Origin of the sequence: Halanaerobium hydrogeniformans (genome assembly GCF_000166415.1) — a bacterium.
Taxonomy (GTDB): Bacteria; Bacillota; Halanaerobiia; order Halanaerobiales; family Halanaerobiaceae; genus Halanaerobium; species Halanaerobium hydrogeniformans.
The window spans coordinates 2,431,309-2,452,695 of sequence record NC_014654.1 but is presented as its reverse complement, the minus strand read 5'-3'; the positions used below and the strand labels follow the sequence as shown (position 1 = coordinate 2,452,695).

The 21,387-nt window shown below is 33.1% G+C and carries 23 protein-coding genes and 2 pseudogenes; 22 read left to right on the top strand and 3 right to left on the bottom strand.

The window, feature by feature from the left end:
- Positions 1 to 2: 2 nt before the first annotated feature.
- The 19 genes and pseudogenes from HALSA_RS11470 (at position 3) to phoU (ending at position 15,400) form a co-directional block, all read left to right on the top strand.
- A complete protein-coding gene (locus HALSA_RS11470; RefSeq protein ID WP_013406713.1) occupies positions 3 to 695 on the top strand; it encodes an anaerobic ribonucleoside-triphosphate reductase activating protein in 693 nt (230 codons plus the stop codon).
- Between the two features lie 84 nt (positions 696 to 779).
- Positions 780 to 902, top strand: a pseudogene (gene nrdD, locus HALSA_RS12830) (anaerobic ribonucleoside-triphosphate reductase); the annotation flags it as partial.
- A 109-nt stretch (positions 903 to 1,011) separates the two neighbouring features.
- Positions 1,012 to 1,212 carry a cold shock domain-containing protein gene (locus tag HALSA_RS11460; protein ID WP_202943531.1) on the top strand — a complete coding sequence of 67 codons (201 nt, stop codon included), beginning with the start codon at positions 1,012 to 1,014 and terminating at the stop codon, positions 1,210 to 1,212.
- A gap of 201 nt (positions 1,213 to 1,413) precedes the next feature.
- Complete coding sequence (locus HALSA_RS11455; protein ID WP_013406711.1) at positions 1,414 to 2,844, top strand: alpha-amylase domain-containing protein; 1,431 nt, start codon at positions 1,414 to 1,416, stop codon at positions 2,842 to 2,844.
- Between the two features lie 13 nt (positions 2,845 to 2,857).
- The gene (locus HALSA_RS11450; protein ID WP_160143075.1) at positions 2,858 to 3,490 is read left to right on the top strand and encodes a nucleotidyltransferase family protein; all 633 of its coding nucleotides are present in this window, start codon (positions 2,858 to 2,860) and stop codon (positions 3,488 to 3,490) included.
- A 43-nt stretch (positions 3,491 to 3,533) separates the two neighbouring features.
- Positions 3,534 to 3,896, top strand: coding sequence for a winged helix-turn-helix domain-containing protein (locus HALSA_RS11445; RefSeq protein ID WP_013406709.1), 363 nt, complete (start codon positions 3,534 to 3,536; stop codon positions 3,894 to 3,896).
- Positions 3,897 to 3,972: 76 nt separating this feature from the next.
- Positions 3,973 to 5,013, top strand: a complete 1,041-nt coding sequence (locus HALSA_RS11440; RefSeq protein ID WP_013406708.1) for an ABC transporter substrate-binding protein — start codon at positions 3,973 to 3,975, stop codon at positions 5,011 to 5,013.
- Between the two features lie 14 nt (positions 5,014 to 5,027).
- Positions 5,028 to 6,053, top strand: a complete 1,026-nt coding sequence (locus HALSA_RS11435) for a FecCD family ABC transporter permease (RefSeq protein ID WP_013406707.1) — start codon at positions 5,028 to 5,030, stop codon at positions 6,051 to 6,053.
- Positions 6,053 to 6,832, top strand: a complete 780-nt coding sequence (locus HALSA_RS11430) for an ABC transporter ATP-binding protein (RefSeq protein WP_013406706.1) — start codon at positions 6,053 to 6,055, stop codon at positions 6,830 to 6,832. The genes HALSA_RS11435 and HALSA_RS11430 overlap by 1 nt, the downstream gene beginning before the upstream one ends.
- A gap of 38 nt (positions 6,833 to 6,870) precedes the next feature.
- On the top strand, positions 6,871 to 7,647 hold the full coding sequence (locus HALSA_RS11425) for an XdhC family protein (protein ID WP_013406705.1): 777 nt from the start codon (positions 6,871 to 6,873) through the stop codon (positions 7,645 to 7,647).
- Positions 7,647 to 7,958 (top strand): XdhC family protein, encoded by a 312-nt coding sequence (locus tag HALSA_RS11420; RefSeq protein WP_013406704.1) that lies wholly within the window; start codon positions 7,647 to 7,649, stop codon positions 7,956 to 7,958. The genes HALSA_RS11425 and HALSA_RS11420 overlap by 1 nt, the downstream gene beginning before the upstream one ends.
- Before the next feature lie 84 nt (positions 7,959 to 8,042).
- Positions 8,043 to 8,810: a gamma-glutamyl-gamma-aminobutyrate hydrolase family protein gene (locus tag HALSA_RS11415; protein WP_013406703.1), complete on the top strand. Its 768-nt coding sequence runs from the start codon at positions 8,043 to 8,045 to the stop codon at positions 8,808 to 8,810.
- Between the two features lie 42 nt (positions 8,811 to 8,852).
- Positions 8,853 to 10,391, top strand: coding sequence for an ABC transporter substrate-binding protein (locus HALSA_RS11410; protein ID WP_013406702.1), 1,539 nt, complete (start codon positions 8,853 to 8,855; stop codon positions 10,389 to 10,391).
- 107 nt (positions 10,392 to 10,498) lie between these two features.
- The gene (locus HALSA_RS11405; protein ID WP_013406701.1) at positions 10,499 to 11,437 is read left to right on the top strand and encodes an ABC transporter permease; all 939 of its coding nucleotides are present in this window, start codon (positions 10,499 to 10,501) and stop codon (positions 11,435 to 11,437) included.
- A gap of 22 nt (positions 11,438 to 11,459) precedes the next feature.
- Positions 11,460 to 12,491 (top strand): ABC transporter permease, encoded by a 1,032-nt coding sequence (locus tag HALSA_RS11400; RefSeq protein ID WP_013406700.1) that lies wholly within the window; start codon positions 11,460 to 11,462, stop codon positions 12,489 to 12,491.
- Positions 12,492 to 12,544: 53 nt separating this feature from the next.
- Positions 12,545 to 13,246 (top strand): AzlC family ABC transporter permease, encoded by a 702-nt coding sequence (locus HALSA_RS11395; RefSeq protein WP_049773904.1) that lies wholly within the window; start codon positions 12,545 to 12,547, stop codon positions 13,244 to 13,246.
- Complete coding sequence (locus HALSA_RS11390; protein ID WP_013406698.1) at positions 13,233 to 13,556, top strand: AzlD domain-containing protein; 324 nt, start codon at positions 13,233 to 13,235, stop codon at positions 13,554 to 13,556. The genes HALSA_RS11395 and HALSA_RS11390 overlap by 14 nt, the downstream gene beginning before the upstream one ends.
- Positions 13,557 to 13,583: 27 nt before the next feature.
- Positions 13,584 to 14,624: a threonine aldolase family protein gene (locus tag HALSA_RS11385; RefSeq protein WP_013406697.1), complete on the top strand. Its 1,041-nt coding sequence runs from the start codon at positions 13,584 to 13,586 to the stop codon at positions 14,622 to 14,624.
- 122 nt (positions 14,625 to 14,746) lie between these two features.
- The gene (gene phoU, locus HALSA_RS11380; RefSeq protein ID WP_013406696.1) at positions 14,747 to 15,400 is read left to right on the top strand and encodes a phosphate signaling complex protein PhoU; all 654 of its coding nucleotides are present in this window, start codon (positions 14,747 to 14,749) and stop codon (positions 15,398 to 15,400) included.
- Between the two features lie 525 nt (positions 15,401 to 15,925).
- Here the strand turns inward: phoU and HALSA_RS13415 are convergent.
- From HALSA_RS13415 to HALSA_RS11370, 3 genes and pseudogenes are all read right to left on the bottom strand, one after another.
- Positions 15,926 to 16,366, bottom strand: a pseudogene (locus tag HALSA_RS13415) (RNA-guided endonuclease InsQ/TnpB family protein); the annotation flags it as partial.
- A gap of 168 nt (positions 16,367 to 16,534) precedes the next feature.
- On the bottom strand, positions 16,535 to 16,750 hold the full coding sequence (locus tag HALSA_RS12825; RefSeq protein WP_274377490.1) for an AbgT family transporter: 216 nt from the start codon (positions 16,748 to 16,750) through the stop codon (positions 16,535 to 16,537).
- A gap of 30 nt (positions 16,751 to 16,780) precedes the next feature.
- Complete coding sequence (locus tag HALSA_RS11370; protein WP_013406695.1) at positions 16,781 to 17,686, bottom strand: P1 family peptidase; 906 nt, start codon at positions 17,684 to 17,686, stop codon at positions 16,781 to 16,783.
- Positions 17,687 to 17,815: 129 nt separating this feature from the next.
- On the opposite strand from HALSA_RS11370, the gene HALSA_RS11365 reads away from it, so the two are divergent.
- From HALSA_RS11365 to larB, 3 genes are all read left to right on the top strand, one after another.
- Entirely contained in the window at positions 17,816 to 19,630 is a 1,815-nt protein-coding gene (locus HALSA_RS11365; RefSeq protein WP_013406694.1) for a YgiQ family radical SAM protein, read from the top strand.
- Positions 19,631 to 19,784: 154 nt separating this feature from the next.
- On the top strand, positions 19,785 to 20,603 hold the full coding sequence (larE, locus tag HALSA_RS11360) for an ATP-dependent sacrificial sulfur transferase LarE (protein ID WP_013406693.1): 819 nt from the start codon (positions 19,785 to 19,787) through the stop codon (positions 20,601 to 20,603).
- A complete protein-coding gene (larB, locus tag HALSA_RS11355; RefSeq protein WP_013406692.1) occupies positions 20,596 to 21,366 on the top strand; it encodes a nickel pincer cofactor biosynthesis protein LarB in 771 nt (256 codons plus the stop codon). Before larE ends, larB begins: the two co-directional genes overlap by 8 nt.
- Positions 21,367 to 21,387 lie beyond the last annotated feature (21 nt).

Genomic DNA, 21,387 nt, shown 5'->3' with positions numbered 1-21,387 from the left:
AATTGAAACTGGCTGGGTTAAAAAAAACCTCACTGATTGATTATCCAGATCTGATTTCTGCAGTTGTTTTTACAAGGGGATGTAATTTTAAATGTGGATATTGCCATAACAGTCAGCTAATCAATAATAAAGCAGAAAAAGAAAATATGCCTGAAGAAATTTTCTTTGATTTTTTAGATAAAAGACAAGGGTTGATAGACGGAGTTGTAATTAGTGGTGGTGAGCCAACTTTACAGCCTGATTTAAAGAATTTTATTAAAAAAATAAAAAGAAAACATAATTTAAAAATCAAACTGGACAGTAATGGCAGTAACCAAAGAACAATTGCAGAATTAATTAAAGAAGATTTAATAGATTATCTGGCAGTTGATATTAAACAGAGCTGGAATAAATATTCTGATTTAAGTTCAGAAAAAATAGTACCTGAACTAAAGAAGACTTTTTCTTTGATCTTAAACTCTAACGTCAACTATGAATTTAGAACAACTGTTGTTCCAGGTTGGCATGATAAAAGAGAAATTGAAAAAATAGCTAAAATCATTCAGGGGGCAGATAGATATTATATTCAAAATTTTAAAGCAGTCAACACTTTAGACCCAAAACTTAAAAATAGAAGATCTTTTTCTCCTGCTGAATTAAAGAACTTTAAAAAAATAGCTGAAAAATATTTATCGGTGGTTAGAATTAGAAACTAAAAAAACCTTAACTAACCATAGAAGTGAAATATTTGGATTTGATGTAACTTTACCAATAAAAGGAGGCTAATAATGGCTAAAAAACAAAAATGCGAGGTTTATTCAAGGGTTGTAGGTTATCTTTCACCTGTATCAGAGTGGAACAGGGGGAAAAAGGAGGAGTTTAAAGATAGGCAAACTTTTGAGAGTGAAGAAAAAAGCAGTTAATTTTTTCGCTTGAAATACAATTTTGCTTATGGTATAATTTCAGCAATGGGTCGATTATAATTATGATTAACCCATATAGAATTAACATTAGGAGGAATAAATTAATATGATTTACACAGGAAAAGTAAAATGGTTTGACGCGAAAAAAGGTTATGGTTTTATTGAAAGAGAAGATGGAGACGATGTATTTGTACACTTCTCAGCTATTGAGGACGAAGGTTTCAAAACTCTAGAAGATGAACAAGAAGTAGAATTTGAAATCGTTGAAGGCGATCGTGGTCCACAAGCTGAAAACGTTGTAAAGTTATAGAGTTTAAAACTGTATAAACTGACAACCTGCCCCGACATTATAGTCGGGGCTTATTAAATCAACCCTCTTTTTTAGAGGGTTTTTCTTTTTTTTGCTCAATTTAATTTATTTTTTCTATATATATGATAAAATAAAAATATCCAAATATTTAAAATTTTAATAAAAGAAATATAACACAGCCAAAATTTAGGAGGCTAAATAATGCAAAACCCAATAATTTTACAGGCTTTTTACTGGGAAATGGGAACTGAAGAATATGCTGAGCAGTACCCAGAAGAAAATGATTTATGGATTCTTATTGCTGATAGTGCTGAAGAAATTAAAAGATCACAATTTGATTTTGTCTGGCTTCCCCCGGCAAATAAAGGGGCAGCTGGCCAGTATGATGTTGGTTATGGAACTTATGACTTATGGGACTTAGGTGAATTTAACCAAAAAGGAAGTGTCAGAACAAAATATGGGACTAAAGAAGAATTAGAGTTAGCAATAGCAGAACTTCACAAAAATGATTTAAAAATATTATATGATGCTGTTTTAAACCATAGATTAGGTGCTGATGAAAAACAGCTGGTAGAGTTGAAAGATGGTTCTGAAGCAGAAGTCTGGACAAAATTTAATTTTCCGGGACGGGGTGATAATTATAGTTCTTTAAAATTGGGCTGGAAATGTTTTGATGGAGTAGATTGGGATGAGAGAACTCAGAGAGCGGAAAAATTTTTATTTCATACCAAAGAATGGGATGATTCATATGGAGAGAATTATTTAATGGGAGCAGATATGGATTATCAAAATGATATTATTAAAGAAGATGTGCTAAACTGGGGTAAGTGGATTGTCAATGAAATTGGTTTTGATGGTTTTCGCTTAGATGCTAGCAAACACGTAGATAATCAAATGATATATGATTTTGTTGAGCAGACAGCTCAAAGCACAGACAAAGAGCTTTTTTATATTGGTGAAGCCTGGGTTAATGATGCTGAGGTATTGATCGATTATCTAGAAACTGTGGGTCAGGATAGATTACATGTTTTTGATTTTCCTCTCCGCAAAAACTTTATCGATTTAATGCATGGTAAATTAGACATGAGATGGCTTGGGGAAAAAGGACTTGTTAACAAAGATGGTTATGGTCATCGGGCAATTACCTTTGTAGATAATCATGACACAGATAGAGATGGGGATAATGAATATGGAACTGAGCCAATAATGGATCGTAAATTTCAGGCTTACTGTTATATTCTTATGCGCCGTGAAGGAGTACCTACAATATATTGGAAAGATTATCATAATCATGGTCTTAAAGAAAAGCTTGATAATTTAATAGAGGCACGCAAAAAATTTGCTCATGGTGAGCCATATGAAAGCGAATCAAATGATAAAAATACATACTCCTATATCAGAACAGGTGATGATAATCACCCTGGAAGTGGACTGGTAATGATGATAACTCAACATGATAATGGTGAGTTAATAGAAAAAGTTATTAATACAGGGGAAGCTGAAACGCTATACTATGATTACACCGGTCATGTAGAAAAAGAAGTAAAAACAGATCAGGATGGTAATGGTAAATTTTTTGTCAAAGGTACAATGGCAGATGGTTATTCAGTTTGGGTTAAAAAGCAAGATTAAAGGGGTTATTATTATGTTAACAGCAGTTATCTTAGCGGCAGGTCAAGCAGAAAGAATGGGTGAGTTAAAGCAACTTTTGACCTGGGAAGAAAACAATACTATTTTAGGCAGGGTAATAGATAATCTTTTAGCTGCAGATATTATTGATGACCAACTTAGAATAATCGTGGGAGCTGAAAAAGAAAAAATTCATGGATACTTAAATAATAAATATAAATCTGAGCTAAATTCTGATAAAATAATTATAATCGATAACTCATTATATGAAGATGGACTTTTGACTTCTGTAAAAATTTCTTTAGAAGATCTTTCTTTAGATACAGAACATATCTTATTTACTTTAGCTGATAAACCGTTTATAGGTGCTCAAATTTATAAAGAGATATATAATGAGTTTTTAAATAAAAATCCTGATATATTACTTCCTAAATATAAAGGTGCAAAAGGACACCCTGTGATAATCAAAAGCTATTTAATTAGTAATATATTTGAATTAGAAGGTAGAGGTGGACTAAAGAATCTTTTTCAACAGATGCCGGAAAAAGTTTATAATTACAGCTGCTCATATCCAGAAATTTTAAAAGATATAGACTATAAAAAAGATTACTTGTTTTATTTAAATAATGATTTCAAATTTAAACCATAATTAATATTAAACTATTTAAAAACAGAAGAGAAAGGATGATCTTATGCGGCTCAATTATAAGCTCTGGTTGGAAGAAGAGCAGAGACTCTTTGGAGATGGACCATGCCATATTTTAGAATTAGTTGATCAACTTGGTTCTTTAAGACAGGCGGCAGCAGAGATAAACATGTCATACAGTCAGGCCTGGAAATTAATTAATAAGCTCGAGAAAAGATTGGGCTTTAAACTACTTAACAAACAAATAGGTGGAAGTAGTGGAGGAGGATCAGAATTAACTGAAAAAGGACGGTTTTTAACTAAAAGATTTTCAGATTTTAGAAAAGAAGCTCAAGTTTATTTAAAAAAATTAGAAGAAAAATATTTTGATCAAGATTTCCAACAAAAATTAAAGAAAAATAAAGTTTAATTGTTTAGTTATTTGTTATATAATTTATTATATGAGCGTTATGTGAGGTTAAGCATAACGGAAATGGAGGTTAGGTGTGTTAAAGAAAATATATAAAAACAATTATTTGGATAATCTTTTGACTTTTTTAAATATAACAGTAATATTAATAATTATAATTTTATTATGTACTTTTTCTTCATCAGCACAAAGAGAGTTTATAGATATGATGGGAAGAAAAGTAATAATTTCTGATCAGGTAGAAAGAATTGTAACAACGTATAAACCAGCAACTCAATTCGTATTATCTCTACAGGCAGGAGACAGGTTAAAAGCTGTACCAATTCAAACAGAAAAACAGCAATTATTTATGAAACTAAATCCCGAATTAGCTGAATTACCTCAGGTAGGATCTCGAAGAAATGGAGTTAATATTGAAACAATTGTTTCAGTTAATCCAGATTTGGTGATACTTTATCCCCATAGGGATTCTTTAGATACTGCTGAAAAGCTTGAACTTCAGGGTATTCAATCTATAATAATCAATCCGGAAAGTCTTACTAAGATTAGAGAAACTACTAATTTATTAGCCAGTATACTTAATAAAGAAGAACAGGGTGAAAAAATTATAAATGCATATGATAGAATTGAAACCCTTACAGCTAGAAGTTCTCAAATTAAAACTGAGGAAAAAAAACAAATTTATTTTGCTAATTCAGAACTAATGAGTTCCGTGGGGGCTGATATGATGCAGACTTCTCTAATAGAAAATGCTGGAGCAGTCAATCCAGCAGCAGATTTGAAAAGTGGATTTTTAAATATTTCTGCTGAAAGACTAATAGGATGGAATCCTGATTTAATTATTGTTTCTCAATTTTTTAATGAAAATCTAGTTGAAATTTCAGGGGATCCCAAATTTCAATCTCTCAAAGCATTTAAAAATGGGGATGTTTATCGTTTCCCTTCTCAATTGGAACCCTGGGATTTCCCGTCACCATCTTCATATATAGCTCAACTTTGGCTTGCAGTAAAAACATACCCAGAGAAATATGATGATCTTGATTATGAGGCTGAAGTAGAGCAGTTTTATAAGAGTTTATATGAGAAAAGTTTTAGCACTTTAGGTGGAGAATTTTAATAAAGGAGCAATATATGAAAAATAAAAGTTCCTCTCAGTTAAAATTAACTTTGATTTTTACGCTTTTATTATTTCTAATAATAATCTCACTTATGATAGGTAATTATCCGCTTTCCAGCAGAGATTTAAAGGTGATTTTTGGACAACTTTTGAATGGTAGTAGAGCAGAGTTAAATGCTAATCCAGCCTGGTCTGTGCTATATTATATTAGGCTTCCCAGAATATTAACGGTAGTTTTGGTGGGAGCTGCTCTTTCTTTAAGTGGTTCAGCTTATCAAAATATATTTAGAAATCCTCTGGTTTCTCCTGATATTCTTGGTGTATCGGCTGGAGCAGGTTTAGGAGTTGCTTTAGGACTACTTTATACAGAAGGATCTATTTTATATGTTTATTTTTTCGCTTTTTTGATGGGCATAACTGCTGTTCTTATAACTTATTGTTTGAGTAGAATTAGTGGTAGAAACAACAGTATGTTTATGGTTTTAGCTGGAATAGTGGTTGCCTCACTTGCTAATGCTTTAATATCACTATTAAAATATACTGCAGATCCTCTGGAAAAACTTCCGGGAATAGTTTTTTATTTAATGGGTGGATTTACTCGTGTTTCCTGGCGAGAATTTTATTTAATTTTACCGATAGTTATTATTGGAGGTTTTGTACTTATTTTTTTGCGCTGGCAGTTAAATATTTTCTCTTTAGGAGAAAACCAGGCTGCTTCTCTTGGAGTAGATACTGAGAAAATAAAAGTAATTGTAATTATATTTTCTACGATGATGGTTTCAGCAGCAACTGCTGCGGCTGGACAGGTTAGCTGGATTGGACTGGTTGTACCACATATAGCCAGATTTATAGTTGGTACTAAACATAAATTTTTACTTCCAGCATCAGCTTTAATTGGAGCCTTTTTGCTTTTGCTAATGGATAATCTTGCTCGGACTATAAGCGGAGCAGAAATTCCAATTAGTATTATCACGGCTTTGATTGGTGCTCCGTTTTTTGCATATTTATTAATATCAGGTCGAGAAAGTGGGTGGAGCTAATGTTAGAGATTAAAAATCTAGATTTTTATTATAATAGAGATAAAATATTAAACAAGATAAATTTTCAAGCAAAAAAAGGAGAGTTCATTTCTTTATTAGGGGCAAATGGATCTGGAAAAACAACTTTTTTAAAATGTATACAGGGTTTATTGACTCCAAAAGAAGGGAAAATACTTATAGATGGAGAAAATATAATACAACTATCTAAAAAAGAGATTGCTCGAAAAATTTCTGTAGTCCCACAGGAAAACAAAAATATTTTTGCTTATGAGGTGCTTGATATGGTTGTTATGGGTATTAACCCCTGGCTTTCTTTTACAGAACATCCTTCTCAAGCTGATTATCAGAAGGCAGAAAAAATATTAGAGCACTTAGGTGTAGAAGAACTCAAAAGTAAAAATTACAATCAAATTTCTGGTGGAGAAAGGCAGTTAGTTTTGATTGCCCGAGCTTTAATGCAGAAGACAGATATTTTGCTTTTAGATGAGCCTAATTCACATCTTGATTTTAAAAATGTTCATTTAATGATGGAAATCATGAGAGATTTGAGTTATAAAAATAAAACTATAATTACAGCACTCCATGATCCTAATTTAGCATATAATTATTCGGATAAGGTTATTATTTTAAAAAAAGGTAAAATTTTAGCTGCAGGGGCGGTTGAAAAAGTAATGACAGCTGCAAATTTATCTTCAGCATATGATTTTAATATTCAAAAATCAAAACCTGATTTTTCGCTTAAATTTAAACCAGCACAAACTTTCAAAAAGAAAGCATAAGCACTAATTAGTTAGAATTTAGAAAGGAAGTGGAAATTATGGGAGATTTTTTCAAAAAAATGATTGAAGAATTAAAAGATTCAAAAAAAATTATAACTGCTGTTTTGACTGGAATTGATGGAGAAGAAATACCAGAAAATTTACTTGGAGAAATGTTTTTGTTTGATGAAGAAGGGATTATTGAGTTTTCTTCAGATGTTTTAGAAGAAGAAATGCAGAAATTTATGCTAGAAGAAGATATTAAAAGTCAACTTTTAACTCCAGTGGAAGCTAAAAAAACAGATGCAGAATTAAAAGAAATTAAACTTGATAAAAATAATACACTGGAATTTTTTCTGGAGCCAGTAATGGATATACCCAGATTGATAGTTTTTGGAGCCGGACATATTGCAGAACCACTTGTAAAAATCTGCAGTTTGCTTGATTTTAGCATTACAGTTGTAGATGACAGAGAAGACTTTTTAAACTTTGAGAGATTTCCAAGTGCAGATCAACTTTTAGCGCTTAAATATCAAGAATTTTTTGCAAATAGTAAAATTAAAGAAAATGATTATCTGGTTATTATAACGAGGGGTCATCAATATGATTATCAGGTTTTAAAAAATGTTATACGTTCTAAAGCAAGTTATATAGGTATGATAGGTAGTTCAAGAAAAATAAAAAATGTTTATGACAAGCTTCGTGAAGACGGTTTTACTGAAAAAGAATTATCAGAAGTAAAGGCGCCAATAGGACTTGATATTGCCGGTGAAACACCTGCAGAAATTGCGGTTGCAATTGCAGCAGAGATAATCGCTCTCAGGAGGGGTAAATAGTGCGAAAAAATTATTTAGAAAAGATTATTGAACTTAAGAAAGAAGAAATTAAATTGGCTAGAGCATTTATTATTAAAGCTAAAAGTTCTTCTCCCCGTAATGTTGGTGCTGAGATGCTGATTACTGAGAATGGAGAAACCTTTGGTACAATTGGTGGTGGCACTGATGAAAAAACTATAATTGAAAAAGCGATTAACTTAATAGATGAACAGCGATCAGAAAAAATAAAACTATCTTTAACCCGTAAGGAAGCAGCAGATATTGGCTGGGTATGTGGTGGACAAATAGAAGTATTTATACAGATAATTTAAAGTTGACAAGCTTACTAAAGATTGATATAAATTTTCCTATATATTAATAGATTAAAATAATTGTTTAGATATTGGAGGCCAAGTATGTATCCCAAAATATTAATTGCGGCGTATAAAATACCGGCAGAAGTTATGGGAGATAAATATGATTTAAGTGGTTTAGAATTTTCTTTAATCACCCAGGATTATTCAGAAGCATTGAGCAGAGCTGGTGCATTACCAATGATTTTTCCTTATTTAGAATCAAGAAAGAATGATGAAGAATACATCAAAAAAGTTATAAATGAAGTTGATGGTATTGTACTTCCGGGTGGAAGTGATATTGACCCTGCTCTTTATGATTCTTATCCGCAAAAAAACCTGGGTAAAATTTCTCCTGAACGTGATCACTGGGAGCTTAAAATATTGAAACTGGCAATGGAAGCAAAAAAACCTATTCTAGGTGTTTGCCGTGGTTTTCAGCTAATAAATATTTATTATGGAGGTTCTCTTAAAGTAGATGTTTGTGGAAGTGATGTAGAAAGCAGAATTCCTCATATGGCTTTAATGGTACCTAAATATTATAAGACCCATAAACTAAAAATAAAGAAAGAAAGCAGATTAGCAGATATTTTCGGGAAAGAAGATATAGCTGTAAACAGTTATCATCATCAAGCAGTAAAAGAAGTTGGAAAAGGTTTAGTTGTTTCTGGAGTTGCTCCTGATGGTGTTGTAGAAGCTGTTGAGGATCCTAATTATCCTTATCTATTGGGGGTCCAGTGGCATCCAGAAATGATGGCGGCTAAAGAAAAAGAACAGTTTGAAATTTTTAAAAACTTTGTTGATTTTGTAGATGCTTATAAAAATGGGTAGTTGGCGAATTGATTATTTTAAAACAGAATAGGAGGAAGTAATATGAAAAATAAAATATTTGTATTTTTATTGACAGCAGTTCTTTTGGTGTCTGTTTTTGGTGTTGTACAGGCAGCAAATCATGATAGATTTGTAATGGGGATTGAAGATGAAGTAAGTGATCTTGATCCTGGTAATACTATTATTTCCGTTAATGAGAGAGTTGCTTCTCTAATTTTTGATGGTTTAGTACAATATGGTGAAGATAACCGAATAGTTCCTGGTGTTGCTCATGACTGGACGATTTCTGAAGATGGTTTAGAATATGTTTTTGAATTAAGAGAAGGTGTATTATTTCATAATGGAGAAGAATTAACAGCAGAAGATGTGGTCTTTAGTTATGAGCGTATTTTAGATCCTGATTTTGGTTCAGGGCTTAAAGCTAAGATAGAGGCAGTAGAAAGTGTAGAAGCTCTTGATGATTATACAGTTCGTTTTACTTTAAGTGAACCTTATGCCCCTCTTATTTTAGGTATGACCTTTGGCATCGTTTCTAAATCTTATGCAGAAGAAGTTGGTGCAGAAAATTTAGGGCGTAATCCGATGGGAGCAGGGCCTTTTAAAATGGAAGAATGGGATGCCGGGAATAGAATCGTTTTATCTGCTTTTGAAGATTACTGGAGAACAGAGCCTAATTTAAAAGAAGTTATAATTAGATCTATACCGGAATCTTCAACCCAGGCTATGGAATTGCGTAGTGGTGGAATTGACTTTGGTGTAAACTTAGATGTTGGTCAGTTAGAGACTTTTGCTGAGGATGAAAACTTTCAAGTTAAATCTGCTGCAGGAGCAGGAATTAATTTTGCAGGATTTAATTTTGGAATAGAACCTTATAACAATAGAGAATTTAGAGAAGCTATAATCCAGGCTGTTCCTTTTGACCAAATAATTCCTCAAATTTTTGGTTTGTTAGGAGAACGAGCATATTCTATGTTACCTCCAACTATTTGGCCAGATGATAGTGAATATTTAGCAGCTAATTTACCTGCATTTGATCCTGAAACTGCTAGTAATACTTTTGATAGATTAAAAGAAGAAGGAGTTATACCTAATAATTTTGTTGCTGAAGTATTTGTTTCTAACAGCAGACCAGATCAGGTTAAGGTAGCAGAAGCTTTGGTTACAGCTTTAAATCAAGCTGGTTTAAAAGCTGAAGTAAATGCCATGGAATTCGGTACAATGTGGGACATGCTGGGTAGAGGAGAAATAGGCTTCTTTTTCTTAAGATTTGTTTCTGATCCTGATCCAGATTATTGGCTTTATAGATTTTTTAAATCTGATGGAGCTTTAAATAGGGCTTTTTATGAAGATCAAGAAGTTGATCAATGGTTAGATGCAGCTCGGATTACTTCTGTTCAAGAAGAACGAGAAGAACTATATACCAATGTGTTAAGAAAAGTGTTAACCGAAGATATAGTTTTTTACCCAATGGCACATTCAACCCAGATTTATGTAATGCAGGATAATGTAGTTGGGCTTGAACCCGGGAATTCTTTATTAATTCCACTTGTAACCCCAACTGCTAATGTATATAAAGAGTAGAAGTTAAAAATAAAAACTTCATAAAATTAAATTTAGACTAAAATATCAAGTATGCAGGTAGATTTTACAGCTATCTGCATACTCTTTTTTAGAAAGAGGTGAATTTATTGTTTGTTTATATATTAAAACGTATGCTCTGGTTGATACCAGTTTTAATAGGGGTTTCATTAATTCTTTTTGGGATTATGGAGCTTGTCCCTGGTGATCCTGCTACAATTATGCTTGGTACTAATGTTACACCTGCGGCAGTTGAAGCATTAAATGAAAAATTTGGATTTAATGAAGCTTTTCATGTCCGCTATTTTTTAATGTTAAGAAATTTTTTGACAGGTGAGTTGAATTCTATTTATTATAATGATCAGGTTATAAGCATTATTGGAAGAAGGCTGACTGCAACTATTGAGTTAGGTTTATTATCTTTAGTTATTGCTGTAATGGTTGCAATTCCAACCGGAGTTATTGCTGCTGTAAAGAAAAATTCTGTTTTTGATTTTGTGAGTATGCTTTTTGCTACAATAGGTATTTCGGTGCCTGCTTTTTTTACTGGAATTATTTTTATATATCTTTTTTCTGTTCGTTTTAGAATTTTCCCTTCCTCAGGTTATGGAGGTCCCTTTTATACTTTAAATGGGATGAGACATTTAATTTTGCCTGCTTTAGCTTTAAGTACAGTTATGATTGCCAGCACAAGCAGATTAACAAGATCATCAATGCTAGATGTTATGAAAGAAGATTATCTGTTAACTGCACGGTCTAAAGGTCTTAAAGAAAAAGCTATAATTTTAAAACATGCTTTTCGTAATGCATTAATTCCTGTTTTAACTAATATAGGAAATCAACTGGCAATGATGTTTGGAGGAGCAATTTTAATAGAATCTGTTTTTGCCTGGCCCGGGGTTGGTCGTTTAGCAGTTAGGGCAGTTGAGTATAGGGATCAACCACTGGTATTTGGTTCTATATTAATATTATCTACTTTATTTGTAATAAGCAATCTTGTTATCGATTTACTTTATGTTCTTATTAATCCAAGAATAAGCTATGATTAGCGGTAGAATTGAGGTGTAAAACTTGAAGAAAAAAGCATTATTTATTATACTGTTAATAATTCAATTATATGTAAATTATCAAAATTGGTTTTTAAAAGGTCAGGCCTGGGACAGATTGGAACTTAGGGTTGCTACCGTCTTTTCTATTTTTTTAACTGCTCTTTTGTTATTGTTAATTTTTAATAAAAATATGTTTAGTTTTTTAATGGAAAATGATTTATTTTTAAAAACCTGGCATGAATTCAATAAAAACCTTGGGGGTAAAATTGCAGTAGTTATGCTTTTTTTAATTTTTTATGCTGCTTTCATGGCTCCTTTTATTGCACCATATTCACCAACTGCTATAGATTACAGTAATATGACTTACTCACCACCTTCACTTGATAATTGGTTTGGAACTGATGATTTTGGTCGCGATATATTCTCAAGAGTTTTATATGGAGCTAGAATAGCTTTAGGTATTGGCTTTGCTGCTGTTTTGGTAAATGCAACCTTAGGAGTTACTCTTGGTTTATTGGCTGGTTATTATGGTGGGAAAGCAGATATGATTATTATGAGAATCATAGAAATTTGGAACTCTATTCCCTTTATTTTATTGGCACTAGCAATTATTTCTGCACTGGGTAGAGGAATGGTTAATCTAATTATAGCAGTAGGGGTCACAGGTTTAATTAACTTTTCTCGTTTAACCAGGTCAATTGTTCTTCAGATAAAAGAAAAGGAGTATGTAGAAGCTGCTAGAGCTCTGGGAGCAAGTGACAGAAGAATTTTAATAAAACATGTGCTGCCTAATTCTATTTCTTCTTTAATAGTTTTAGCTACCCTCAGAATAGGGATTTCAATTTTGATAGTAGCTGGTTTGAGTTTTCTTGGTTTAGGGATCCAACCTCCGACTTCAGCCTGGGGAACAATGTTGAATAGAGGACAGGATTATTTAATTCAGGCTCCCTGGATGTCCATATTTCCTGGTTTAGCAATAGTTGTTACCGTTTTAAGTTTTAATCTATTAGGAGATGCACTTAGAGATGCACTTGATCCAAGACAATTAGAGTAAATTAAAATATTTTAGTTAAGCTTTATTTTGTTTGGGGAGGACGATTTTATTTGATGAAAAAAAATACAACGGGGAATTCTGCAGTTCATGCTTTTAAAAAAGGAATTAAAGCAGCCATACCAATAATTTTAGGCTATTTGCCAATTGGAATTGCATTCGGAATGCTGGCTGTTAATAAGGGGCTGACACCAGTTCAAACTACCACAATGTCCATCTTTGTTTTTGCAGGTTCAGCTCAACTAGTTTCAATAGAAATGATAGCAGCAGGTGCAGCAGTAACTGCAATTATTGCCATGACTTTTTTAGTTAATTTAAGACATCTGCTATTGTCTGCTTCTCTTAGTCTTCACTTAAGGGACTTACCATTATATTATTATCCATTTTTAGGTTTTTTAATAACAGATGAGTCTTTTGCAGTAGCAATGACTAAACTAAAAAACGTAAAAAATACGCAGGGATACTTTTTGGGACTTGGATTAACTGCATATTTAGGCTGGGTTTTTAGTTCTGCTATTGGTGCCTTTTTGACAGCGGTTATTCCTTTTACTGATGCTGGTCTATTGGATTTTGTTTTACCGGCAATGTTTATAGTTCTTCTTGTAATGCAGATTAATGATAAAATAGAAATTACAGTCGCACTGTTTGCCGGATTTTTATCCCTGATTTTTAGTTTGACTATTGAGGGTAGTTGGAATATAATTTTAGCTACAGTGGCAGCGGCATTTTTGGGGGTATATTTAGATGGAAACAGATAAATACATATTAATGATTACAGGAATGCTGATTGTAACATTTTTACCTCGCTTTTTACCTTTGATGCTTTTGGGGAAAAAAGAACTCCCCCAAAAAGCTATCAGCTGGCTTAGTTATATACCAGCAGCTGTTCTTTCTGCTCTGCTGGCTCCTTCTATTTTGATGGAGGAGGGTGGCCTTTATATCGCACTGGATAATATAGCTTTACTGGCTTTTTTTCCAACTTTGTTAATAGCTTATAAAACAAAAAATATATTTTTGACCGTTAGTGGTGGAATGTTTTTTTATCTTTTTTTAGATATAATTTTATAATAAATTAATTTAAAATGGGGGATCATTATGGAAATCAAAGTAGATTTATTTAGTGATACAGGAACCAGGCCTTCTCAGGATATGAGAAGATTTATGGCAGAGGCTGAAGTGGGGGATGAACAACTGGGGGAAGATCCAAGTGTTAATAGACTCTGTAGGATGGCTGCTGAAATGATGGGTAAAGATGAAGCTATTTATCTCCCCTCTGGTTTAATGGCGAACCAGATTTCTTATGCAGTTCATACAAATCCTGGTGACGAAATAATTATGGACCGAACTGCTCATCCAATTCACTATGAAGCAGGTGCTGTTGCTGTTATTTCTGGAGCCTCTATAAAAGCTTTAGCTGGTGAAGGAGGTATTTTCAGTGCAGCTGATCTAAAAGCAGCAATTAGAGGTTATGACTATCACAGTCCGCAAACTAAAGTCGTTTCTATTGAACAAACTACTAATTTAGGTGGTGGCAGGATTTGGCCTTTAGAAAGAATCGCAGAAATTGCAAAAATAGCTGCTGCTAATGATTTAAAAATGCATATGGATGGAGCCAGAATGCTTAATGCAGCAATTGCAGCAGGAGTTGCTCCTTTAGATTATGGGCAATATTTTGATTCTATCTGGCTGGATTTAAGTAAAGGCCTGGGCGCACCTGTAGGTTCAGTACTGGCTGGTTCGGCTGAATTTATTGAAAAAGCACGCTTTTGGAAACAAAGACTTGGTGGTGCAATGAGACAGGCAGGTATTATTGCTGCTGGTGGAATTTTCGCTTTAGAACATAATGTAAGTAGACTAAAAGAAGATCATGAGCACGCTAAGATGTTGGCTAAGACTATAGATGATCAACCGGGTTTAGAGATTGATCCTGATACAGTTGAAACTAATATAGTACTATTTTCTGTCAAAGATAATAAAACTGAACTTTTTGCTGATGAACTTTTAAAACAAGGAATAAGGGTTAGTAGATTAAATGGAAAACTAAGAGCAGTAACTCATCTTGATGTAGGCAGAGATGATATTCGTTTTGCCGTTAAAAACATTGAAAAAATAGCAAATCAAATTTTTCCTGAATAAATTAGAAAAATTATATTTAAAAAAAGGAAGGATTTTAGCAAGATGTCAAGAATATTTAAGTATGACTTCAATAAAAAAAAGTTTAATTTAATTTAAATTTAAAAGAGGAGAGTGATAGTCCAATGGAGCAGGTGTATGCAAAAAAGCGTGAACAGCTTCTAGATGATCTCAGTGATATGAGTGAGGTAGCAGATGACATGTTACAGAAAGTTATTAAAGCTCTGGATAATATGGATGTAGAAACAGCTAAAGATATAATTAATAGAGATGATGTTTTAGATAATTATAAAATCACTATTGAGGAAGAAGTGTCACGCTTATTAACCCTGGATCAACCTACTGCAGCTGATACCTGGTTTTGTATTTCTTTAGTTAAAATAGCTGGAGATCTAGAAAGAGTAGGAGATCATGCTACAAATATAGCCGAAATAATGCTTGAGTTAAAACATGATGGTATTACAAATCCTATGGTCATGATCCCTGAATTAGCAGATATTGTAACAGAAATGCTTGATGTTGTCTTAGAATCTTTTACAACTAGAAATGTTGATCTTGCAGAAGCAGCCTGTCGTAAAGATGAACAAGCTGATAATTTATATGAAGAAATCTATTCTCGTGGGATTAAAATGCTGGGAGACCAAGAAGAGAAAAAGAATATTCAGGAGATAGTTAAAAATCTTAACCTGGCTAAATCACTCGAAAGGGTTGGAGATCACGCAACAAATATTGGTGAAGAAACAATCTTTATTGCTACAGGGAAAAGGGTTAAATATTAAATTAAATAAATAATAATTTTGAAATTAATCTTTTAAATTTTAATAATAATAGATAAAAAAAGTCCGGCATCTGCCGGACCTTTTTTATTGAGTGAAAATATTTAAACTTAGTGAACCTCTCCACCTAAATCAAAACCAAGATTTAGATGGAGCTTCTAACTGCTTCATATAGATTAAAGTTCAACCTATATTACTAGGTCAGTTTACAAGATGTTTGGCTTTTAAGTTTTGCTCCTAATAGTTTAGGATACCCTTAATCTTGAAGGATTGTCCACAAATCCATTATCTCTCGCCTCTTTGATAGGTCTGAGAATACATTTATCGTTATGGTATTTACGAAGTATATTAAAGCTACCATTCTGATCAGCATTAATTAATAGGCCCTCGTTAGTTTTAAAGAGACCTCTAGTAATTCTTCTGGATTTATCATAGTTACTTTTATTTATTTTTTCCAGATCTACTGAACAGCGGCCAAATCGAATACGGTCATACTAAAGCTTACCTTGCGTATTATAAATTAAAAGCTTTAGTGACCTTCACATTATATTTAGATTGTATCTTTTTAGATAAGGATAAGAGTAATTTGTTATCTTTAATTCTAACAGCTAAATTGGTAAAAATTATTTCACAGGGATTACTGTTCATATGTTTAAAATTAGGTGACCCTGGCTGACCCTTATATTTTTGAGGATTCTTTTTATAATCTTTGAGTGAATTAAAAAAACTTTTCCAGTCCTGAGCTAACTGCTTTAATGCCTGTTGTCTGTTATGGGAGTGAAGGTAGTCATTATGCCAGTTATTTTTATATCTAGTTTCTAATTCAGTATAGACAGCTTTTACATCTTTATTATTTTTAATCTGATAATTGACTGTATTATATAATTTAGAGCAATGCTAGGCTAATTCATTAATTATTACTAATTGCTTATGGCTTAATTTAGGCTTGAATTTAAATGATAATCGCATTGATTTTTCACCTCCATCCTACTATAATTATATCATACATATGTTTGCTTGTAAAAGAAAAAATGGAGGTTTGATTTTTATGAATAGAGACTTAAATAACAATTATCATTCTGTTTATAGTCTACAATATCATTATTGTATCTTCTGGTGGTGCTACTATTGAGACAATTAAAAAGTATATTGAAAATCAGAATAAATAGCCAATTCATCTCCAGCCAATGCATAGCTTGGATGGAGTTTTCTTGGCAGTTTTAGATAAAATAAAACACCACCTGGACCAATTGGTAGATTAAACATAAACCAGATAATTAATAATATGGTCCAGCCGATCATAAAAGCAATAGAATATAGTACCATAGTATAAATCAAAGTGCCTGTGCCTATATCAACATCCTCTTTAATTTTTGCAAATCATTATCCAGCTGCAGAAACGATAGCTCTTCTAACAACTTCTGCTGCAGTAATACCTATCTGATTAATATCTGCTTTAACTTTATTAGTGCCCACAGTAAAAACCGCATCCCCGTCTAGCATTGTATGAACACCATTAATACTTCTAGAAAACCCACTATGGCCCATCATTGAAATTCTATTTGCTTCATTTTTATTTAAAATGGCATTTGTAGCTACAACTACTAAAGTTGTATTTTCTCTGCTGAACCCGAGTTTTACCCGGGGAGTATTTAGTATATATTTTTGGCTATCAATAAATTCTCCCTCTTTGTTTTTGGCACCAGCCAGTATATTATTATTAAGGTCTGTTATATCAAAAAAAGCATTAACAACTGCTAAAGCAGCTACAATAAGATCCCCATTTTTATGAGAAGCATGTCCTAAAAGAGTTTTACTGGCTGATTCCATACCATTAATTTTACCACAAACTGCTCCGGCCGCTGCCCCCAGACTGGCAGATTTTAAAGCTTTTGAATTAGCATTTTTACAGGCCTGATACGCTAAAGACTGGTCAGGTTTTTGAGAAGATATGTATTCTAAATCATAAATTGCAGCAGAAGGTACTATAGGTACTATTCCACCTCCTGTTTTAAAACCTATTTTTTCTTCTGAGAGGTACTGCATTACACCACCGGCTGCATCAAGTCCAAAAGCACTGCCACCGGTTAAAAACACAGCATTTGCTTTATCAACTACAGCTTCAGAACTAATTAAAGCAGTTTCTCGTGTGGCTGGAGCCCCACCTCTGATTTCGGCTCCTATTGTAAAGCCATCTTCAGCTAAAATTACTGTACAGCCTGTCCCTGCATCTTTTATTTCTGCATTCCCAACTTTTATACCTTTGACAGCTGTTAAATCATTATTCATTTTTGATCACCTCATTACAAGTATATCATTATTATTTTGAATTAAAAGAGTCTGACTGCTATAATTAAATAAGCAAGAAATTCTACATTGTTAAATTATTAAAAAGTTAAAAACAAGAGGAGACAAATTATGGTTGAAATAAATAGAGATAGATTTATGGTTATTTCTAAAAAAGACATGGCAGAACGCAAGTGGAATCAATTAGATTTTATTATAGTTAGTGGTGACGCATATATTGACCACCCATCCTTTGGGACTGCCGTTATTGCTAGAGTATTAGAGGATGCCGGCTATAAGGTTGGTATCATAGCTCAACCTGACTGGCATGATCTTAAAGATTTCAAAAAACTAGGTAGACCTCGCTATGGTTTTTTGGTTACAGCTGGAAATATGGACTCAATGGTTAATCATTATTCAGTAAACAAACACAGACGTAGTTATGATAATTATTCTCCTGGTGGTCAAAGTGGACTCAGACCGGATAGGGCAACTATTGTTTACTGCAATAGAATAAGAGAGGCTTATGGAGATATAGCAATTATCATTGGTGGGATTGAAGCTAGTTTAAGGCGCTTTGCCTATTATGACTACTGGGATGATAGTGTACGTCGTTCAATCTTGTTTGACAGTAGAGCAGATTTATTGGTGTATGGAATGGGAGAAACACAAATTTTAAAGATTGCAGAAAATCTGGAGGCAGGCATTGATATTCAATATGTTAATTATCTGCCCGGGACTGCTTATGTAGCAGATGACTTAGAAAATATGGCTGATTATCAGCTGCTGCCTTCTTATGAAGAAGTGAGGAAAAACAAAAAACAATATGCATATGCCTATAAATTAGAATATTTAGAGCAGGATCCTATTAGAGGTAAAATTTTGGTTCAGCAACATAATGATAAATATTTGCTTCAAAACCCACCTGTGAAACCACTGAGTCAGGAAAAATTAGACCATGTTTATTCACTGCCTTATCAGCGAGATTATCATCCGATTTATGAAAAAGAAGGAGGGGTTCCAGCAATTAAAGAAGTTAAATTTAGTTTGATAAGTTCTAGGGGCTGTTTTGGAGCCTGTTCTTTTTGTGCCATTACTTTTCATCAGGGCAAGATGATGGCTGCTAGATCAAAAGAATCGCTATTAGAAGAGGCCAAAACAATAATTGCAATGGATGATTTTAAAGGCTATATTCATGATGTTGGTGGGCCTACAGCTAATTTCAGAAAACCATCCTGCAGCAAACAGCTTTCTCAGGGTTTATGTAAAAATAAAGAGTGTATTTTTCCTGAAGCATGCAGCCAATTGGAGGTTGATCACAGTGAATATTTTGATATTTTAAGGGAAATTAGAGGGCTGCCCGGAGTCAAAAAAGTTTTTGTTCGATCCGGAATCCGCTATGATTATTTACTAGAGGATAAATCAAGCCATGGTTATCTTAAAGAATTGGCCCAAAACCATGTCAGCGGTCAGTTAAAAGTTGCTCCAGAACATGTTTCAGAACGAGTCTTAAAATATATGGGTAAGCCTTCAATAGATGTTTTTGATAAGTTTAGAAAAAAGTTTTATCAAATTAATAGACAAATTGATAAAGAACAATACTTGATTCCTTATTTTATTTCTAGCCACCCTGGAAGCACTCTTGAAGATGCAGTAAAATTAGCTGAATATTTAAGGGATATTGACCATCATCCCGAACAGGTTCAGGATTTTTATCCAACTCCAGGCACAAAATCAACTGCAATGTACTACAGTGGATATGATCCAGATAGTATGGAAGAGATTTATACTGCTAAGTCTTCACAAGCAAAAAAAATGCAGAGAGCACTGCTGCAGTACCATAAAAAAAGAAACCATAAATTGGTTAGAAAAGCTCTGAAAATGGCAGGTCGAAGAGATTTGATTGGTTTTCACAAAAAAGCCCTTGTTCCACCAGTTGATAAATAAGCGAATTTTAGCAGATTAATTTTAATATAGAGAAAATTGCGAAGCTTTTATATTTAAATAGCAGGACTTTGTTTAAGATTAAAGAATATATTTAATTAAGCGAATATAAAACTATGCTTTTAAATTTATTAACTCAGTTAGGAGGGTTAAAGAATTGAGTACAGTTACTAAAGAAGAAAAATACAGCATTTTATTAGATAATTTAAAAAACTTAGAACCCTTTATTCTGGCATTTTCGGGAGGAGTAGACAGCACTTTTCTTACTGCAGCAGCTTTAGATGCAGAAGTAGAATTTGAAGCTGTTACTGTTAATACACCTTTTGTTCCGCAAAGAGAAATTAATGAGATAAAAGAACTGGTAAAAGAGCTTAAATTTGAACACAGGCAACTAGATATTGGACTTTCTGAGTTAGAAAAAGCTCTTGAAAATACGCCAGAACGCTGCTATTATTGCAAAGAAATTATCTTTTCAAAAATTAAAGAATACGCTGGAGAAAGGGAAATTATAGAAGGGTCTAATCTGGATGATACTGGAGATTATAGGCCTGGAAGGAAGGCATTAAAAGAGTTAAAGGTAAAAAGTCCTCTTTTAGATGCTGGTTTTACTAAAAAAGAGATTAGAAGTTTATCGAAAAAAATGGATTTATCTACCTGGAATAAAGCAACTTTATCCTGTCTGGCAACCCGTATCTCTTATAATGACCAGATTACTGAAGAAAAATTAGAAAAAATATATTTAGCAGAAGAATTATTAAGAAAAAATGGCTTGATACAATTCAGGGTAAGAGATCATAATAACCTGGCTCGAATAGAAATTGCTCCTCAGGAAAGAAGCAAAATTTTAGATTTAAATTTGATGGATAAAATTCATTCTAAATTAATTAAATTAGGATTCCAATATGTTACACTTGATTTATCAGCATATAAAAGTGGTAGCATGAATAAAGAAATATTGGGGGTAGATGATGAATAAATCATTCTTAAAAGAAATATTAAAAAAAGTAAAAAGTGGAGAAATTGAAGTTGATAAAGCAGCTGATTCTTTAAAAGATTTGCCCTATAAAGATCTTGGTTATGCCAGGGTAGATCATCACCGCAGTATTAGAAATGGATTTCCAGAGGTTATTTATTGTGAAGGTAAATCTCTGGATGAAATTGAAGGAATTGTAGCTGAAATGCTTAAACATAATAATAATATTTTGGCCAGTAGAGCTAGTAAAGAGGTTTATGAGAGAATTAAAAAAATAGCTCCTGATGCAGTTTATCATGAGCGGCCTAAAATGGTTTTCATAGAGAAAAATAAATTAAAAAAAACCAAATCAAAAATACTGGTTGTAAGTGGTGGAACTTCTGATATGCCGGTTGCAGAAGAAGCGGTTGTTACTGCAAATGCTCTGGGGACTAAAGTAGACACACTTTATGATGTAGGAGTTGCAGGACTGCATCGACTTTTAGGTAGTTTAGAAAAATTGGATGAAGCTGAAGTTATAATCGTTGTTGCAGGTATGGAGGGCGCTTTAGCTAGTGTAGTAGGAGGTTTGGTTGATAAACCTGTGATTGCAGTCCCTACTAGTGTAGGTTATGGAGCTAATTTTGGTGGTCTGTCTTCACTCTTAACCATGATAAATAGCTGTGCAAGTGGTGTTGGAGTGGTTAACATCGATAATGGTTTTGGAGCTGCTTATCTGGCCAGTACTATTATTTTGCAGATAGAAAAAGCAAGAAGGGAAGGGTAGTTGTGGAAAAAATACTATATT

Excerpts from the sequence above, each read along its gene's own strand:
- HALSA_RS11435 (WP_013406707.1), top strand. The coding sequence starts at position 5,028 with ATGAAAAATAAAAGTTCCTCTCAGTTAAAATTAACTTTGATTTTTACG.
- HALSA_RS11455 (WP_013406711.1), top strand. The coding sequence starts at position 1,414 with ATGCAAAACCCAATAATTTTACAGGCTTTTTACTGGGAAATGGGAACT.
- HALSA_RS11430 (WP_013406706.1), top strand. The coding sequence starts at position 6,053 with ATGTTAGAGATTAAAAATCTAGATTTTTATTATAATAGAGATAAAATA.
- HALSA_RS11445 (WP_013406709.1), top strand. The coding sequence starts at position 3,534 with ATGCGGCTCAATTATAAGCTCTGGTTGGAAGAAGAGCAGAGACTCTTT.
- HALSA_RS11410 (WP_013406702.1), top strand. The coding sequence starts at position 8,853 with ATGAAAAATAAAATATTTGTATTTTTATTGACAGCAGTTCTTTTGGTG.
- HALSA_RS11385 (WP_013406697.1), top strand. The coding sequence starts at position 13,584 with ATGGAAATCAAAGTAGATTTATTTAGTGATACAGGAACCAGGCCTTCT.
- HALSA_RS11365 (WP_013406694.1), top strand. The coding sequence starts at position 17,816 with ATGGTTGAAATAAATAGAGATAGATTTATGGTTATTTCTAAAAAAGAC.
- HALSA_RS11370 (WP_013406695.1), bottom strand. The coding sequence starts at position 17,686 with ATGAATAATGATTTAACAGCTGTCAAAGGTATAAAAGTTGGGAATGCA.
- phoU (WP_013406696.1), top strand. The coding sequence starts at position 14,747 with ATGGAGCAGGTGTATGCAAAAAAGCGTGAACAGCTTCTAGATGATCTC.
- larB (WP_013406692.1), top strand. The coding sequence starts at position 20,596 with ATGAATAAATCATTCTTAAAAGAAATATTAAAAAAAGTAAAAAGTGGA.
- HALSA_RS11390 (WP_013406698.1), top strand. The coding sequence starts at position 13,233 with ATGGAAACAGATAAATACATATTAATGATTACAGGAATGCTGATTGTA.
- HALSA_RS11415 (WP_013406703.1), top strand. The coding sequence starts at position 8,043 with ATGTATCCCAAAATATTAATTGCGGCGTATAAAATACCGGCAGAAGTT.
- HALSA_RS11425 (WP_013406705.1), top strand. The coding sequence starts at position 6,871 with ATGGGAGATTTTTTCAAAAAAATGATTGAAGAATTAAAAGATTCAAAA.
- HALSA_RS11450 (WP_160143075.1), top strand. The coding sequence starts at position 2,858 with ATGTTAACAGCAGTTATCTTAGCGGCAGGTCAAGCAGAAAGAATGGGT.
- HALSA_RS11395 (WP_049773904.1), top strand. The coding sequence starts at position 12,545 with ATGAAAAAAAATACAACGGGGAATTCTGCAGTTCATGCTTTTAAAAAA.